The sequence below is a fragment of the Actinoplanes sp. CA-030573 genome (assembly GCF_050951115.1).
Classification (GTDB): Bacteria; Actinomycetota; Actinomycetes; order Mycobacteriales; family Micromonosporaceae; genus Actinoplanes.
Genome location: NZ_CP192038.1, coordinates 4,054,052 through 4,069,456 on the forward strand (window position 1 = coordinate 4,054,052; position 15,405 = coordinate 4,069,456).

A 15,405-nucleotide genomic window follows, 5' to 3' on the forward strand; every position below is an offset into this window, starting at 1 on the left:
GGAAGCGCTTCCCCGGCCGTGATACTCCGTGCACCCCGAACCCTCCCCGAAGGGAACGAGATGCACAGATCCCCGAAAATTCTGGCCGCGGCCGTCCTGGCCGCCGCCACCGTTCTGGTCGTGGCCCCCACCACGGCCGAGGCAGCGAGCGTGAAGGTCGAGGCCGAGTCCTACGCGGCCCAGTCCGGCGTCCAGGTCGAGGCCACGGCCGACAGCGGCGGTGGGCAGAACGCCGCCTACCTGGCCGAGGGCGACTGGATGCGCTACGACGGCGTCAACCTCGGCGCCGCCGGCACGCTCACCGTCCAGGCCCGGGTCGCCTCCGCGGTCGGCGGCGGGCGGGTCGAGCTGCACACCGGCTCGGCCACCGGCCCCCTGCTCACCCAGTTCGCCATCGCGGCCACCGGCGGCTGGCAGTCCTGGACCACGCTGACCGCCACCACGGCCTCGCACCCGACCGGCGCGCAGACCGTCTTCGCGGTCCTGCGCAACACCGCCGCGGGTGACTTCGTCAACATCAACTGGTTCTCGTTCGGCGACGGCTCGCCGGCCGACAGCGGGCCGGGCTGGATCCCGATCGACCAGGCGGCCTGGAACGCGCAGCTCGCCCAGTTCAACTCGCTCACGCCGAAGGCCGTGCCCGCCGGCACGGTGCGGGTTCCCGAGTTCAACGCGACCTGCGCCTACAGCCACTCGCGTCCGGACGACCCGATCGTGTTCCCGGGCATGCCGGGCGCGTCGCACATGCACAGCTTCCTCGGCAACGACCGCACCGACGCGAACACGACCACCAGCACCCTGCTCGCCAACGCGGGCACCAGCTGCCGCCCGGCGCCGGACCTCTCGGCGTACTGGATCCCCTCGCTCTACCAGGGTGACCAGGTCATCGAGCCCAAGGACGTGGTGGTCTACTACGGCTCGCGGCTCACCGACCCGGCCGCCACCAAGCCCTTCCCCCAGGGCTTCCGGATGATCGCGGGCGACGCCAAGCTCCAGACGCCGACCCCGGCCGGCTCGGTCAACGCGTTCTACTGCGCCGGGCCGGGCGGCGAGATCGGCCGCAGCGCCGACGGCAACTGGCCGATCTGCGCCTCGACCGCGGTGCTGATGTTCCACCTGGTGTTCCAGGACTGCTGGGACGGCAAGCACCTGGACAGCCCGACCCACAAGGCGCACGTGGCGTACAGCTACGACGGCACCTGCAAGGGCGACTACCCGGTCGCGATCCCGAACCTGTCCTTCCTGATCGCGTACCCGACCAGCGGCTCGGCGGCCGGCTTCCGCCTGGCGAGCGGCATGGCGTCGTCGATGCACGGCGACGCGTTCTTCGCCTGGGACAACCTGGCGCAGAGCCAGCGGGTGAAGAACTGCCTGGTGCAGCGGGCCAAGTGCAACACGGAGGGCAATTTCTGATCGCTGCGCTTTCTCACCGTCGACTCACCCCACCCCGTTCACTGGGTGGGGTGAGTCAAGCGCCCGGGTCCGACAACTTCGGCGCGCTATCCACAAGCTGAGAGATCCACTCAGGCGGCGATTTGGGTACGCGGGCCCGCGCGCGAGAGGATCGGCGGGTGGGCGGGCACGGGGACTCGGCGTCGCGGCTGCGCGTGACGCTGCTGGGCACCTTCGAGGTGTCGCGCGGCGGGGCCGTCGTGCCGATTCCCGGCGCGCGCCTGCGCGGGCTGCTCGTGCGGCTCGCCCTGGCCGGCGGCCGCGCGGTCGAGCCGGCGACGCTGGTCGACGCCCTGTGGCCGGAGGAAGGCCCCGGCGACCCGGCGAACGCGTTGCAGTCCCTGGTCTCCCGCCTGCGCCGGATGCTCGGCGCGGCCGGCGCCGTGACCCAGGCCGAGGGCGGCTACCGGCTCGATGTCGCCGCCGACGACGTCGACGCCCTGCGCTTCGAGCGGCTGGCCGCCGGGGGCCGCGACCGGCTGCGCGCGGGCGACGCCGCCGGCGCGGCCGACCTGCTCGCGGCCGCCGTGACGCTCTGGGGTGAGGCGCTCGGCGACCAGGCGGGCGACCCGGCCGGCGACCGGGCCGGCGGCGGGCCCGCCGTCATCGCCGCGGTGGCGCCCGCGGCGGCGGTCCGGCTCGCCCGCGCCGCCGCCGAGGCCCGGACCGACCTGGCCGAGGCGGAGCTGGCGCTGGGCCGGCCCGCGCCGGCGGCCGAGCGGCTCGCCACCCTGCTCGCCGAGCGCCCGGTGGACGAGCGGGTCGCGGCCCTGCTGATGGACGCGCTCGCCGCCCAGGGCCGTGAGGCCGAGGCTCTTGCCCTCTACGAGCGCGTCCGCGAGTCCCTCGCCGACAGCCTCGGCGCCGACCCCGGCGCCGCCCTGCGCGAACGGCACCTCCGCCTGTTGCGCGCCCCCGCCTCTGCCCCCGGCGCCGCTTCCGCCGCTGGGGCCGCCGCTTCCGCCGGCGTCGCCCCTGCCGCCGGTGCCGCACCTGCCCCCAGCGCGGCTCCCGCCGCCAGCGCCGCTCCCGCCGGCGGGGCCGCTCCGGCCGCCGGCGCCGCTCCCGCGGGTGGGGCCGCTCCCGCCGCCGATGCCGCTGCTGGTGGCGGTGCCGCTGCCGGTGCCGCTGCTGGTGCCGGTGCCGCCGCTGGCGCCGGAGCCGCCGCAGGCGCCGGAGCCGCCCCCGCCCCGCCCGCTGCCGCGGAGCCGGCAACGCCGCCGAGCAACCTTCCCGCGCCGGTGACCAGCTTCATCGGCCGCGACGACGACCTCGCCCGGATCGAGACGCTGCTCGCCTCCGGCCGCTTGGTCACGGTCGTCGGGCCGGGCGGCGCCGGCAAGACCCGTATCGCGCTCGAGGCGGGCCGCCGGCACCGCCACGAGTACCGCGACGGCGTCTGGATGGTCGACCTCGCCTCGGTCACCGAGCCGGCCAAGGCCGGGGCGGCCGTGCTGGCCGCGATCGGGCTGCGCAGCGCGGCGCTGTTCGAGCCGTCCAAGATGTTCGACGGCGGCGAGCTGGACGTGCTGGCCGAGCAGCTCAACGGCCGCGAGACGCTGCTGCTGGTGGACAACTGCGAGCACCTGATCGACGCCGTCGCGCACCTGATCGACGCGCTGCTGCCGCGCTGCGCGGGGTTGCGGGTGCTGGCCACCAGCCGGGAGCCGCTCGCGGTCGACGGCGAGGCGCTGGTCCCGCTCGGCCCGCTGACCCTGCCCGATCCGGCCGGGAGCGTCGCGGAGGCGCGGCGTACCGCGTCGGTGCGCCTGTTCACGGCCCGGGCCGCCGCCGTGCGCCCCGGCTTCGACGTCGACGAGGAGACCCTGACCGACGTGGTCCGGGTGGTGCGCGGCCTGGACGGCCTGCCGCTGGCGCTCGAGCTGGCCGCCGCCCGGCTGCGCACGCTGTCGCTGGCCGAGCTCGCCGGCGGGTTGTCCGACCGGTTCCGGCTGCTGACCACCGGCCGCCGTACCGCACAGCCCCGGCACCGCACGCTGCGCGCGGTCATCGCCTGGAGCTGGGACCTGCTCGGCGACGACGAGCGGGCGGTGGCCGAGCGGGTCTCGGTGCTGCCCGGCGGCGTCACCCCGGCCTCGGCGGCCGCGGTCTGCGCCGGCGAGGTGCCGCCCGCGCTGGTGCCCGACCTGCTGGCGGGCCTGGTCGACCGGTCGCTGCTGCAGCTCGCGCCGGAGTCGGGCCGCTACCGGATGCTGGAGACGCTGCGCGAGTACGGCATCGAGCGGCTCACCGAGCAGGGTCTGCTCGGCACGGTCCGGAGCCTGGCCGCGGGCCACCTGGCCGCGCTGGTCGAGCGCCACGACCCGCAGCTGCGCGGCCGGGACCAGCTCGCGGCGCTGGCGGTGATGCGGGCCGAGTACGACAACGCGCTCGCCGCCCTGCGGCACCTCTGCGACACCGGCGACGCCGCCGCCGCGACCGAGCTCGCGCTCGACCTGACCTGGTACTGGCAGATGTTCGGCCGGCACGCCGACGCCGCCTACTGGATGGGCGAGGCGCTCGCGGTGCCGTCCGCCACGCACGGGCTGTCCCGGGACCTGGCCGAGGCGGTGATGCTGCTCAACGAGATCAGCTCCCGCTCGATCAGCAGCGCCGAGATGACCGCCCGGGAGAACCAGGTCCGGTTGCGGTCGCTCGCCGAGCGCCTGCTGGCCTATCCGGACCTTCCCGGCCTGGCCGGCGCGCTCACCGCGGTGACGCTGGCCTTCCTGGAGGAGACCGGGAAGGCCCTGGAGATCATCCAGCGCCTGGCCGACGGGGACGACCCGTGGCTGTCCGGGCTGGCGCACATGTTCCGGGCCCAGTTCGCCGAGAACGAGGGCAACACCGATCAGGTACGCGTCGACATCGCCGCCGCCCTCGACCGCTTCGCCCGCTGTGGCGACCGCTGGGGGCTGGCCACCGCGCTGCCGATGCGCGCGCTGATCCGGCAGTACGACGGCGACCTCGACGGCGCGCTGGCCGACCTGAGCGAGGCCAAGCGGCTGGCCCGCGACTTCGGCTCGCTGAGTCTCAGCGACGAGATCTTCATCGACATGCGCTGGATCGACCTGTACGTGCGGCGGCACGACCAGGAGGGGGCGATCGCGATGATCAACGCCACCCGGGAGCGGGCCGAGCGGTCGGCCTCGCCCGAGATGGTCATCCTGCTCGGCGCGCTCGAGGCCGGGCTGTGGGCGCGGATGGGCGAGATCGACCGGGCGCGCGAGCTGTGCGAGGAGGCCGAGGAGGGCATGCGTCAGGTGCCGGCCTTCGCCGGCGACCACGGGCGGGCGCTGGTCGGATCGGTGCGGGCGGCCCTCTGCGTGCAGACCGGCGACGGTGCCGGGGCCGAGGCGGCGCTGGCCGGGGCGTACGCGGCGGCGGTGGGGAGCCGCGACATGCCGATCCTGGCGATGGTGGCGGTGACCGCCGCGAGCCTCGCCGACCTCTACGGCCGGCACCGCGACACCGCGCTGCTGCTCGGCGCGGCGGCCCGGCTGCGCGGCACCCATGACCGCACCGACGTGCAGGTGCTCGACCTGAGTGGGCGCAGCCGGGCGGCACTGGGTGAGGAGCGCTTCGCCGAGGCGTACGAGATGGGTTGGAAGCAGGACGGAAAGACGGCCCTGACCCAGGTCGACCCGGCTCGGCTGCGCCGCGAGGCGCTGCCGGCCGGGGACCCGCAACCATCGGCCTGGGACGGCTAAGCCCGCCGGGCGTAGGCCCGCAGCGCGAGCGGGACGAAGACGACGAGCAGTCCGGCCATCCAGGCCAGCGTCGCCCACAGGTGACCGGCCACCGGGCCGCCGATCAGCAGCCCGCGGATCGTGTCGACCAGCGGCGTGATCGGGTTGACCTGCACGAAGCCCTGCAGCCAGCCGGGCAGCGTGTCGGTCTGCACGAAGACGTTGCTGCCGAACGAGAGCGGGAAGATCAGCAGGAACATCACGCCCTGCACCGCGCCCGAGGTCCGCACGATCATGCCGACCCAGACCGAGATCCAGCAGAAGCAGAGGCCGAACGCGATGGACAGCGCGACCGCGGCGACGGCCGGCGCGAAGCCGGTCTCGACCCGGAAGCCCATGATCGTGCCGAAGCCGAGCATCACCACGCACACGGTCAGGTAGCGCACGATGTCGGCGGCGACCGCGCCGACCAGCGGCGCGGACCGGGCCACCGGCAGCGACCGGAAGCGGTCGAAGACGCCCTTCTCGATGTCGGCGTTGAGGTTCTGGCCGAGCGCGATGCCGCCCATGGCCAGCGACTGCGCCAGCATGCCCGGCAGCAGGAACTGCAGGTAGCCGGCCCGGTCGCCGCCGGAGATCGCCCCGCCGAGCAGGTAGGTGAACAGCAGCAGGAAGATCACCGGCTGCAGGGTCACGTCGATCAGGGCCTCCGGCGTACGGATCGTCTTGATCAGACTTCGCCGGGCCAGGGCGACACTGTGCCGGGCCAGCGCCGCGAACGAGCCGCCGCGTGGCTTGTCGATGTCGCCGACGATGTTGCGAACGGGCACGTCGAGAGTGGTCATACGAGCTCAGCCTCCTTGGCCGCAGCGGTTTCGGGGTTGTCGCCGGTCAGCGCGTGGAACACCTCGTCGAGGCTGGGCAGATGGAGGCCGAGGTCGACGAACTCGATGCCGGCCCGGCGCAGCGCCGGCAGCGCCTCGTCGAGCGCGGTGTCGCCGGCGACCGGCACGCTCACCGCGCCCGGACGGGCGCCGGCGGCGGCGTCGGCGGCGGCGGTGGTGCCGGGGGCCGCGACCCGGTCGAGCACGGCGATCGCGTCCGCCACCCGGGCCGGGTCGGCGGGTCGCATCTTCAGGGTCAGGCCGCCGACCCGGCGCTTGAGGCCGTCCGGCGTGTCGTGGGCGATCACCCGGCCGTGGTTGATCACCACGATCTCGTCCGCGAGCGCGTCCGCCTCCTCCAGGTACTGCGTGGTCAGCAGCACGCTCGAGCCCTGGGTGATCTGGGTGCGCACGACGCCCCACATGTCCTCGCGCTTGGCCGGGTCGAGGCCGGTGGTCGGCTCGTCCAGGAAGATCACCTCGGGGTGGCCGACCAGGCTCGCGGCCAGGTCGAGCCGGCGCCGCATGCCGCCCGAGTAGGTCTTGGCCGGGCGGCCGGCGGCCTCGGCGAGGTCGAACCACTCCAGCAGCTCGGCCGCCCGCTTCTTCGCGTCCTTGGTCGTGAGGTCGAGCAGCTGCCCGATCAGCACCAGGTTCTGGGTGCCGGTCAGGTCCTCGTCCACCGACGCGTACTGGCCGGTCAGCCCGATCCGGCGGCGCACCCGCTGCGGCTGTTTCAGCACGTCGATGCCGGCCACCTCCGCATGACCGGAGTCGGGCCGCAGCAGCGTGGCGAGGACCCGCACCGCGGTGGTCTTGCCGGCCCCGTTCGGCCCGAGCACGCCGAGCACCGTGCCGCGGCGCATGGCCAGGTCCACGCCGTCGAGGGCCTGGGTCGTGCCGAACCGCTTGCGCAGGCCCTCCGCCCGTACCACGAGATCGCTCATGATCTTCCGTCCTTCCGTCTCGTCTCTCGGCCTGCAGCCTGCCCGGCCGCGCTGACACGGAGCGCACACGGCGCTGACACCGACCTGTCGCCGGTGTGAGCCCGGTATCAGTGCCTCAGCGGTCCGACGTTTCGGCCGAAGGGAGGTCCGACTTCGGGGGATGATGATGATCACTGTGGTACGGCGAATGCGGCTGCGGGCGCGGCTGCTGACCGCGTTCGGGTTGTTCTGCGTGCTGGTCGGCGTGATGGCCGCGGTGGGCGTGGTGGAGTCGCGGTCGCAGAGCCGGATCGCGGACCAGGTCGGCCGGCTCGAGGTGCTCGAACGCCAGGTCATGCAGCTCAACTTCCGGAACGCGGACGTCAGCGGCTGGCAGATCGCGTACGGCTGGGACGCCTCGCTGACCAGCGGGGCGGCCGCCGTCGACCCGCAGTCGCCGAACCGCAAGGGCTACCTCGTGGCGATGCAGGAGTGGCGCAAGGAGCTGGCCGCGGTCGACACCACGCAGCTGACCGCCCAGGAGCGCGGCTGGTTCGAGGTCGTGCGGAAGAACTACACCGACTTCGCCGCGATGGACCCCAAGGTCGTCGCCCTCCTGCGCGCGGGTGACGTCACCGGAGCGGCCGACCTGGTCAACGGCCCGATCTACGACGTCTACACGGCGATCGTCGACAGCACCGGCAAGCTGGTCGGCTCGGTGACCGCCCGGGCCAACGCCGAGCACCGCAGCCTGCAGGCCGCCGGCGCCCGGCTGCGCACCGTGCTGCTGGTCGGCTGCGCGCTGGCGATCGTGCTGACCGTGCTGCTCGGCCTGCTCATCACCGCGAGCGTGGTCCGCCCGGCCACGGCCGTGGTCGACGGCCTGCGGGCCCTGGCCGGCCGGGACGTCACCGTCCGGCTGCCGGCCGACGGCCGCGACGAGCTGGCCGCGATGACGGCCGCGTTCAACGAGGCCGGCGAGGCGGTGGCGGCCATGCTCGCCGGCGTGGGCGGCCGGGCGGCGGCACTGGCCGGCTCCTCGCACGACCTCACCGAGGTCGCCGAGCGACTGGACGAGCAGGCCGGCGGCACCAGCGGGCAGGCCGGCCTGGTGGCCGGCGCCGCCGACGAGGTCTCGGCCAACGTGAGCACGATGGCGGCGGCCGCGCGCGAGATGGTCGCCGCGATCGAGGAGATCTCCCGCAGCGCCGCCTCGGCGGCCGGCGTCGCCGCCGGGGCCGTCGACACCGCCGAGCAGACGTCGGCGTCGTTCGGCGAGCTGGCCGGGGCGAGCGAGGAGATCGGCCAGATCGTGAAGACCATCACCGCGATCGCCGACCAGACCAACCTGCTCGCGCTCAACGCCACCATCGAGTCGGCCCGGGCCGGCGAGGCGGGCAAGGGCTTCGCGGTGGTCGCGGCCGAGGTGAAGGACCTGGCCCAGGAGACCGCGCGGGCGTCCGAGGACATCATCGACCGGATCGGCGCGATCCAGCGCACCACCGGCGAGGCGACCGGCGCGATCGGCCGGATCAGCGAGGTCGTACGCCACATCGCCGGCCTGCTGGACACCATCGCCGCCGCCGTCGAGCAGCAGTCGGCGACCACCGCCGAGATCAACCGCAGCGTGGCCGAGGTCGCGCTCGGCTCCCGCCAGATCGCCGACAACGTGGCCGGCGTGGCCGGCGTCGCCGGCGCGACCACCCGCGACGCGGCCGCCACCCGCGAGTCGGCCCGAGGCCTCAGCGAGATGGCGACCGAGCTGAACGCCCTGGTGGGGACCTTCCGCTACTGACCCCGGGTCAGGCGCGGGCCGCGCAGACGGTGCATCGGTCGCGGTCCGACCAGTCCGGGCGCTCGAGGTCGGCCGGGCTGAGCGTGGGTTCCTCGAGATCGGCGCGGACCGCAAGACGGAACTTCCAGAGCGCGTCGGAGAAGGCGTGGTACGCGTCGTGGTAGGCCACCGAATCGAGTGACGCCCCGGAGCGGACCGCGTCGCGTACGTCCACCAAACGGTGGAACACCTCCTCGCCGGCCACGACGATCTCGCCCGTGCCCGACAGCAGGAGCTGCTCGCGGGCCACGTACGTCGGTTCCATCGCCTCGGCGGCGGCCGCCCGGAGCTCCTCGCCGGCGAGGCCGCGGGTGGTGACGGTGCGCAGGCCGCCGAGCGCGCGGGTCAGCGCGACGGTGAACTCCACGCAATACTTCCGCCGGTCGCTGTATCGTTCGCGGCCGCGCTGCTGGCGGTCGCGCCGCACGTCGCCCATCAGCGTGCCGGTCAGGGCGATGACCGCGCCTATCGCCGCGGCCGGCAATGCCTCCCATGCCATACGAGCATGCTTTCATGCCGCGGCCACCGCGGCCGCGCCGTCCACCGCGGCCGCGCCGTCCACCGCGGCCGCACCGTCCACCGTGGAGTCAGCCGAAGACCCAGCCGTCGACGAGGCTCTCGTGGGCCTCCAGCCGCCGCTGGGTGCGCCCGGGGTCGGTGGCGGCGACGGCGTCGAGCAGGCTGATCGCGAGCACCACGGCGGCCGCGTGCGAGTCGAAGACCAGGCCGGTGCCGACCGGGGCGGCCAGCAGCACGTCGGCGTCCGCGGCGAACGGCGCCAGGGCGGTGTCGGTGACCACGACCGTGGCCATGCCCAGGCGCCGGGCCAGGCGGAGGGCGGCGACCGTGCCGGCCGGGTAGCGGGGCATGGCGAAGGCGAGCAGCGCGCCGGCGCCCTGCTCGTGCAGCTCGAGGATGCTGTCGTCGACGGTGCCGGCGTCGGTGCAGACGGTCACCGCCGGGAGGACCCGCCGCGCGAAGTAGCCGAAGTACCCGGCCAGGGCGGCCGACGCGCGCAGCCCGAGCACGCCGAGCGGGGCGGTGCCGGCCAGCAACCGGACGGCCTCCCGCATCCGGTCGTCGCCGAGCTCGCGCTTGAGGCTCTCCAGGTTGGCCAGCTCCTGGTCGACGGCCTCCGCCTTCGGCGCCGCGGCCAGGCCGGGCACCTCGGTCAGCACCGCGTCGCGCAGCGCGGACCGGAACTCCGGGAAGCCGGCGAAGCCGAGCGCGGTCGCGAGCCGGGTGACCGTGGGCTGGCTGACCCCGGTCTGCTCGGCGATCTCGACCGTCGACATGAACGCGACGCCCGGGAACATGCCCAGCATGCGCTGCACGACCTGGCGTTGGGTGGGGGAGAGCCGGTGCTGCCGGGCCCGGGCGAGCAGCCAGTCGGCGCCCGCGCTGTCGAGCTGCGCCATGTGGAGGGCTCCCCTTCCGCACGCCGTGAATAACTTGAAACGCCAAGGCTATAGGGTGCATTTCATGATTCACGGCGGCCCGTCGCTCTGGCTCCGGTTCCTCTCCGGCCCCGACGTCGACGGGCTCGGCATCACCGACGCCGAGGTGATCGCGGCCGTGGAGTCGGTGGTGGACGCGCACGGCCGGGGCCGTACGGTCTTCGAGCCGCGAACCCACCTGGTGCCCGACAACGGCGGCGCCGGCCACTTCAACGTGCTGCGCGGGCACGTCTCGACGCTCGGCGAGCACGGGCTGAGCGGCGTCAAGGTGGTCGGCGACTTCGTGCCCAACTACCGGCGCGGCCTGCCCAGCGAGCTGGCCCTCATGACGCTCTACGACCCGTACACCGGCACGCCCCTGGCGATCATGGACGCCACCCTCATCACCGAGGTGCGCACCGGCGCGATGACGGCGGTCGGCGCAAAATATCTGGCCCGCTCCGGCTCCCGCGTCCTCGGGCACGTCGGCGCGCGGGGCACCGCCTTCGCGAACGTCACCATGCTCGATCGCCTCTTCGAGCTCGAGGAGATCCGGGTGACCAGCCGCCGGCCCGAGTCGCGGGAGGCCTTCGCGGCGCGGCTGCGGGAGGTCACCGCGACTCCGGTGCGCGCGGTCGCCACCGCCGACGAGGCCTACGACCAGGCGGACATCCTGGTCGAGGCCTCCCGCCTGGAAGAACCAACACCACTTCTGCGTACGGCCGCGGTCAAGCCGGGCGCCTTCGTCGTGCCGTACGGGACGATCAGCGCCGTGGAGCTCGACCTTCTGGACGTGATGGACAAGGTGGTCGTCGACGACTGGCGCGAGTCCCGCTCCGGCCGGTTCGGCGCCCTGCGCGCGCACGTGGACACCGGCCGGCTCAGCGAGCAGACCCTGTACGCCGAGATCGGCGACATCGTCAGCGGCCGCAAGCCCGGCCGGGAGCGCGACGACGAGCGGATCCTCTTCTGGCACCGGGGACTGTCCATCCTCGACGTGGCCCTCGCGCACCTGATCCTGACCCGGGCCGAGGCCGCCGACGCCGGCACCATGCTGCGATACCGATGAGCGGCCCGGCCCGCACGATCCGGCGCCCGGAGGACCTGGGCCGGGCGGCGATCGAGGAGCTGGCCCGGGGTGCGAGCCGGCTCGTGCTCGCCCCCGAGCTGCTCGACCGGCTGGCCGCGAGCCGGCGCTCGACGCTGGCGGACCTCGACCGGGACGAGCCGGTCTACGGTGTGAACACCGGGATGGGGGCGATGTCCGGCGTACGGCTGACGGGGGAGGCCCGCACCCGCCAGCAGAACACCCTGATGATCGGCCGTGCCGTCGGCTCGGCGCCGTGGCTGCGCCGCGACGAGTCCCGCGCGCTGCTCGCGGCCCGGCTGCGCACGCTGCTGCACCCGGCCGCCGGCGTCTCCCCGCAGCTGTGCCTCCACCTGGCCGCCCTGCTCAACGCCGACGTCGTGCCCGCCGTCCCGCTGCGCGGCGGCGCGGCCGGCGAGATCATCCCGCTCGCCCACGCCGGCGCCGTTCTGATCGGATCCGGTCAGGTCCTGGACCGGGCGGGGCAGCCGGCCGACGCCGCGCCGGCCCTGGCGGCGGCCGGGCTCGAGCCGCGCCGGTTCGAGGCGAAGGAGGGTGTCGCGTTCCTCGAGGGCGTCCCCGGCCTGACCGGCCTGGCCGTGCTCGGCGCCCGCGACGCGCGCCTCCTGCTCGACCAGACACTGACCGCGGCGGCCGCCTCGCACGCCGTCATCCGGGCCAGCCGCGACCCGCTGCACCCGGCCCTGGCCGACAGCCCGGAGCTGGCGGCGGCCCTGGCGGCGCTGCGCGCGGGCCATCCCGGGGGCGATCCGGCGGCGTTGCAGGCGCCGGTGTCGTTCCGGGTGACCGCGCCCGCCGTCGCCGTCGCGATGCGGGCGGTCTCCGGGCTCGACGCCGCCGCCGACCGGGCGCTGGACGCGGTGACCGACTCGCCGGCCCACTTCGACGGCCGGTTCGCAGGCACCTTCGGCTTCGCCGGCACCGACCTGAGCGCCGCGCTCGCGGCCCTGACCACGGCGCTGATCCACCTGGCCGAACTGGGCGCGGCCCGCCTGCACCGCCTGCTCGACACGGCCGTCACCGGCCTGCCGCGGCAGCTCTCCGACGCCCCCGGCCTGCACGCGGGCATGGTGACCGTGCACAAGCGGGCGGTCGGCACCGTGCACCGGCTGCGGCGCTTCGCCACTCCGGCCCTGGCCGGCGCGATGGAGACGTCGCTGGGCCAGGAGGACGCCCAGAGCTTCGGCTTCGAGGCGGCCGAGTGCCTGGGGGAGGCGATGGGCGGCCTGCGCGACGTGCTCGCCTGCGAGTTGCTGGCCGTGCACCAGGCGCGGCTGCTGCGGGACGACGCTCCGGACGGCACGGCGGGCGCTTCGGCCGCGGCGATGCGCGAGGTCGCCGCGGTGCTTCCGCCCGGCACCGGCGACCGCCCCTTCGGGCGCGACCTCGACCGGATCGCCGCCCTGCTCGGGCGCGGCTGGCCCGGAGCCCCGCACGTCACCGGCGGCTGAGCGGTTCGTCCGCGGCCGGCCGGGACCCGCTCGTTCGCCGGCTGCTCAGTGGGCTCGGGCGGCGGCCGGGACCGCTCGTCGGCGGCGGGGCGGTTCGGGCGCCGGCCGGTGAGCGGGCCGGGTCCTTCTCAGGGCGGCGGGCTGGTCGAGCCGCGGACGACGAGCTCGGGGCGGAACGGTGGGGCGTCCGGGGCGGGCCGCTCCAGCTGGTCGACCGCCGCCTCGACCATGGCGTCCTCGTCCCAGGCCATGGTGGTCAGGCCCGGGTCGACGAGGGCGGCCAGCTGGTGGTCGTCGTAGCCGACCACCGACAGGTCGTCCGGCACGCGCAGGCCGGCCTCGCGCGCGGCCCGGTAGACGGCGAACGCGAGCGAGTCGCTCAGGCAGAACACCGCGGTCGGGCGCTCGGGCGCGGCCAGCAGCGCGGCCGCCACCTCGACCGCCTCGGCGGTGGCGGCCGGCGCGGCCACCTCGGCCGGCTCGATGCCGAGGCGGGCGGCGACCTCGGCCGCCAGCACCTGGGCCGGGCGGCCGGGGGTGGACGGCAGCGCGGGGGCGAGCAGGCCGACCCGGCGGTGGCCGAGCCCGGCGAGGTGGGCCAGGGCGGTCTCCACGCCGTACCGGTTGTCGAACAGCACGCAACCCGAACCGGGCCGGGCGGTCAGGGCGTCGCCGATCGCGACGACCGCCACCTCGGGGCCGAGCAGCCGCCAGTAGGCGGCGGTCGGGTCGACCGGGGAGACCAGGGCGCCGTCGACGCGCTGGGCGGCGAACTGCTCGACGATCAGCCGCTCCTGCTCCGGGTCGGCGTCGGCGTCGGCGATGGTCGCGTACCGGCCGCGGCGCCGCAGCGCGCGGGTGAGCAGCACCGAGAAGTCCTGCTGCCACAGGTCGCGCAGCGAGCCGCTCACGCCGACCGATCCGGTACGCCCGCTGGCCAGCGCCCGCGCGATCGGGTCGACCGTGTAACCCAGCTCGGCGGCCAGCTCGCGCACCCGGCTGATGGTGGCCGGTGACCCGCGGACGCCGCGCAGCGCGTAGGAGGTGGCGGCCAGCGACAACCCGGCCGCGTCCGCCAGGTCCTGCAGCGTGCGGCGTCGCTCCTGACCGGGCACGACCCGAGGGTAACAGTCTCCGGATGGTGAGAACGGCTTGCACGACCCGACCCGGAAGCGCTTCACTCGATGCATCCTGTGAAGCGCTTCCCCCTTTGGAGCGGCGATGGTCGTCGACTGTCACCAGCACCTGTGGCCGGTACGTGTCCTCGACGCCCTGCGCCGCCGCCGGACGTTCCCCTACCTGCGCGGTTGGACGCTGCACCTGGCCGGCGAGCCGCCGTACGAGGTCGATCCGGCCGCCCACGACGTCGAGCGCCGCCGCCTGGCCGAGCTCGCCGAGGGCCGCGAGCGGGTGCTGGTCTCGCTCTCCAGCCCGCTCGGCATCGAGCACCTGCCCGCGCACGAGGGCGCCGAGCTCATCGACGTCTGGCACGAGAGCGCGCTGGAGCTGGGCGAGCCGTTCCGGGTGTGGGCCGCGGCCGCGGTCACCGAGATCGACCCGGACGGAGTGGCCAAGGTGCTGCGCGACGAGCGGGTGGCCGGCCTGCAACTGCCCGCGACCGCGCTCGGCGACCCGTCGGCCGTGACCCGCGTCGGGCCGTTGCTGGCCGCGGCGGAGAGCGCCGGCAAGCCCGTCCTCGTGCATCCCGGCCCGGCGCCGGCGGGCGATCCGGGCCTGCCCGGGTGGTGGCCGGCCCTCGTGCCGTACGTGTCGCAGCTGCACCGGGCGTGGGCGGCCTGGCACGTCGAAGGCGGCCGGCAGCATCCGCGGCTGCGGATCGCGTTCGTGGCGCTGGCCGGGCTCGCGCCGCTGCACCATGAGCGGCTGGCGGCCCGGGGCGGCTCGCTCGGCCGGATCGACCCGCACGTCTTCTACGAGACCTCGTCGTACGGCACCCGGGCGATCGACGCGATGGTCCGGGTGGTCGGCGTCGACCCGATCGTGCACGGCTCCGACCGGCCGTACGCGGAACCGGCCGACCCCGCCCTCGGCGACGCCTTCCGGCACGCGATGTTCACCGCCAACCCGCGCCGCCTGACCGGAGAATGGCGATGACCATGGTCGAGACCCTGCCCGCGCTGCCCGGCCGGGTGCTGCGGCCGGCCGAGCTGCGGGCGTGGGTGCGCGAGCTCGCCGCCCGCACCGGCCTGTGGGCGCCGCTGGTGCGGCACGACACCGGCGGGCGGCACTACGCGTCGCTCCATCGCGACAGCGACATCGACGTGTGGGTGCTGTGCTGGAACGTCATGGACGACACCGGCTGGCACGACCACGACATCTCCTCCGGCGCCGTCGCCGTGACCCGCGGCGCGGTGCGCGAGGCCACGCCCCGCATCGGCGGCGAGCCGGTGATCAGGGTGGTTCCGGCCGGCCGGGCGTTCGCCTTCGGCCCCGACCACATCCACCGCATGTCCGGCGCCGTCGACCGCTCGGTCTCCCTGCATGCCTACTCGCCGCCGCTGTGGCGGATGGGCCAGTACTCGATCAGCCCGAGCGGGGTGCTGCGCCGCCGGGCGGTCAGCTACGCCGACGAGCTGCGCCCGCCGGCCGGCTGAGGCCCGCCGG

At 75.1% G+C, this 15,405-nt stretch carries 12 protein-coding genes; 7 read left to right on the forward strand and 5 right to left on the reverse strand.

Annotation, left to right across the window (positions count from 1 at the left end; all coding sequences use genetic code 11):
* The first annotated feature begins 60 nt into the window (after positions 1-60).
* The gene (locus ACQP2F_RS18795; protein WP_433305701.1) at positions 61-1,413 is read left to right on the forward strand and encodes a DUF1996 domain-containing protein; all 1,353 of its coding nucleotides are present in this window, start codon (positions 61-63) and stop codon (positions 1,411-1,413) included.
* A gap of 158 nt (positions 1,414-1,571) precedes the next feature.
* Positions 1,572-5,162 carry an AfsR/SARP family transcriptional regulator gene (locus ACQP2F_RS18800; RefSeq protein WP_433305703.1) on the forward strand — a complete coding sequence of 1,197 codons (3,591 nt, stop codon included), beginning with the start codon at positions 1,572-1,574 and terminating at the stop codon, positions 5,160-5,162.
* On the opposite strand, the gene ACQP2F_RS18805 is transcribed toward ACQP2F_RS18800, so the two are convergent.
* Both ACQP2F_RS18805 and ACQP2F_RS18810 read right to left on the reverse strand, forming a co-directional pair.
* Positions 5,159-5,986: an ABC transporter permease gene (locus ACQP2F_RS18805; RefSeq protein WP_433305705.1), complete on the reverse strand. Its 828-nt coding sequence runs from the start codon at positions 5,984-5,986 to the stop codon at positions 5,159-5,161. The genes ACQP2F_RS18800 and ACQP2F_RS18805 overlap by 4 nt on opposite strands.
* Positions 5,983-6,972, reverse strand: a complete 990-nt coding sequence (locus tag ACQP2F_RS18810; RefSeq protein ID WP_433305707.1) for an ATP-binding cassette domain-containing protein — start codon at positions 6,970-6,972, stop codon at positions 5,983-5,985. Before ACQP2F_RS18810 ends, ACQP2F_RS18805 begins: the two co-directional genes overlap by 4 nt.
* A gap of 166 nt (positions 6,973-7,138) precedes the next feature.
* On the opposite strand from ACQP2F_RS18810, the gene ACQP2F_RS18815 reads away from it, so the two are divergent.
* The gene (locus tag ACQP2F_RS18815; RefSeq protein WP_433305709.1) at positions 7,139-8,746 is read left to right on the forward strand and encodes a methyl-accepting chemotaxis protein; all 1,608 of its coding nucleotides are present in this window, start codon (positions 7,139-7,141) and stop codon (positions 8,744-8,746) included.
* A gap of 7 nt (positions 8,747-8,753) precedes the next feature.
* Here ACQP2F_RS18815 and ACQP2F_RS18820 read toward each other — a convergent pair whose 3' ends face one another.
* Complete coding sequence (locus ACQP2F_RS18820) at positions 8,754-9,284, reverse strand: hypothetical protein (protein WP_433305711.1); 531 nt, start codon at positions 9,282-9,284, stop codon at positions 8,754-8,756.
* Positions 9,285-9,372: 88 nt separating this feature from the next.
* Complete coding sequence (locus ACQP2F_RS18825; protein ID WP_433305713.1) at positions 9,373-10,203, reverse strand: MurR/RpiR family transcriptional regulator; 831 nt, start codon at positions 10,201-10,203, stop codon at positions 9,373-9,375.
* 64 nt (positions 10,204-10,267) lie between these two features.
* On the opposite strand from ACQP2F_RS18825, the gene ACQP2F_RS18830 reads away from it, so the two are divergent.
* A complete protein-coding gene (locus ACQP2F_RS18830; protein ID WP_433305715.1) occupies positions 10,268-11,290 on the forward strand; it encodes an ornithine cyclodeaminase family protein in 1,023 nt (340 codons plus the stop codon).
* Positions 11,287-12,780, forward strand: a complete 1,494-nt coding sequence (locus ACQP2F_RS18835; protein ID WP_433305717.1) for an aromatic amino acid lyase — start codon at positions 11,287-11,289, stop codon at positions 12,778-12,780. Before ACQP2F_RS18830 ends, ACQP2F_RS18835 begins: the two co-directional genes overlap by 4 nt.
* Positions 12,781-12,908: 128 nt before the next feature.
* Here the strand turns inward: ACQP2F_RS18835 and ACQP2F_RS18840 are convergent, their stop codons facing one another.
* Complete coding sequence (locus ACQP2F_RS18840) at positions 12,909-13,895, reverse strand: LacI family DNA-binding transcriptional regulator (protein ID WP_433305719.1); 987 nt, start codon at positions 13,893-13,895, stop codon at positions 12,909-12,911.
* Positions 13,896-14,001: 106 nt separating this feature from the next.
* On the opposite strand from ACQP2F_RS18840, the gene ACQP2F_RS18845 reads away from it, so the two are divergent.
* Together ACQP2F_RS18845 and ACQP2F_RS18850 are read left to right on the forward strand one after the other, a co-directional pair.
* On the forward strand, positions 14,002-14,895 hold the full coding sequence (locus ACQP2F_RS18845; RefSeq protein ID WP_433305721.1) for an amidohydrolase family protein: 894 nt from the start codon (positions 14,002-14,004) through the stop codon (positions 14,893-14,895).
* On the forward strand, positions 14,892-15,395 hold the full coding sequence (locus ACQP2F_RS18850; protein ID WP_433305723.1) for a cysteine dioxygenase: 504 nt from the start codon (positions 14,892-14,894) through the stop codon (positions 15,393-15,395). The genes ACQP2F_RS18845 and ACQP2F_RS18850 overlap by 4 nt, the downstream gene beginning before the upstream one ends.
* The last annotated feature ends 10 nt before the right edge of the window (positions 15,396-15,405 follow it).

Coding starts and splice junctions, on each gene's coding strand:
- ACQP2F_RS18820 (WP_433305711.1), bottom strand. CDS start 9,284: ATGGCATGGGAGGCATTGCCGGCCGCGGCGATAGGCGCGGTCATCGCC.
- ACQP2F_RS18830 (WP_433305715.1), top strand. CDS start 10,268: ATGATTCACGGCGGCCCGTCGCTCTGGCTCCGGTTCCTCTCCGGCCCC.
- ACQP2F_RS18810 (WP_433305707.1), bottom strand. CDS start 6,972: ATGAGCGATCTCGTGGTACGGGCGGAGGGCCTGCGCAAGCGGTTCGGC.
- ACQP2F_RS18795 (WP_433305701.1), top strand. CDS start 61: ATGCACAGATCCCCGAAAATTCTGGCCGCGGCCGTCCTGGCCGCCGCC.
- ACQP2F_RS18835 (WP_433305717.1), top strand. CDS start 11,287: ATGAGCGGCCCGGCCCGCACGATCCGGCGCCCGGAGGACCTGGGCCGG.
- ACQP2F_RS18805 (WP_433305705.1), bottom strand. CDS start 5,986: ATGACCACTCTCGACGTGCCCGTTCGCAACATCGTCGGCGACATCGAC.
- ACQP2F_RS18825 (WP_433305713.1), bottom strand. CDS start 10,203: ATGGCGCAGCTCGACAGCGCGGGCGCCGACTGGCTGCTCGCCCGGGCC.
- ACQP2F_RS18845 (WP_433305721.1), top strand. CDS start 14,002: ATGGTCGTCGACTGTCACCAGCACCTGTGGCCGGTACGTGTCCTCGAC.
- ACQP2F_RS18815 (WP_433305709.1), top strand. CDS start 7,139: ATGATCACTGTGGTACGGCGAATGCGGCTGCGGGCGCGGCTGCTGACC.
- ACQP2F_RS18850 (WP_433305723.1), top strand. CDS start 14,892: ATGACCATGGTCGAGACCCTGCCCGCGCTGCCCGGCCGGGTGCTGCGG.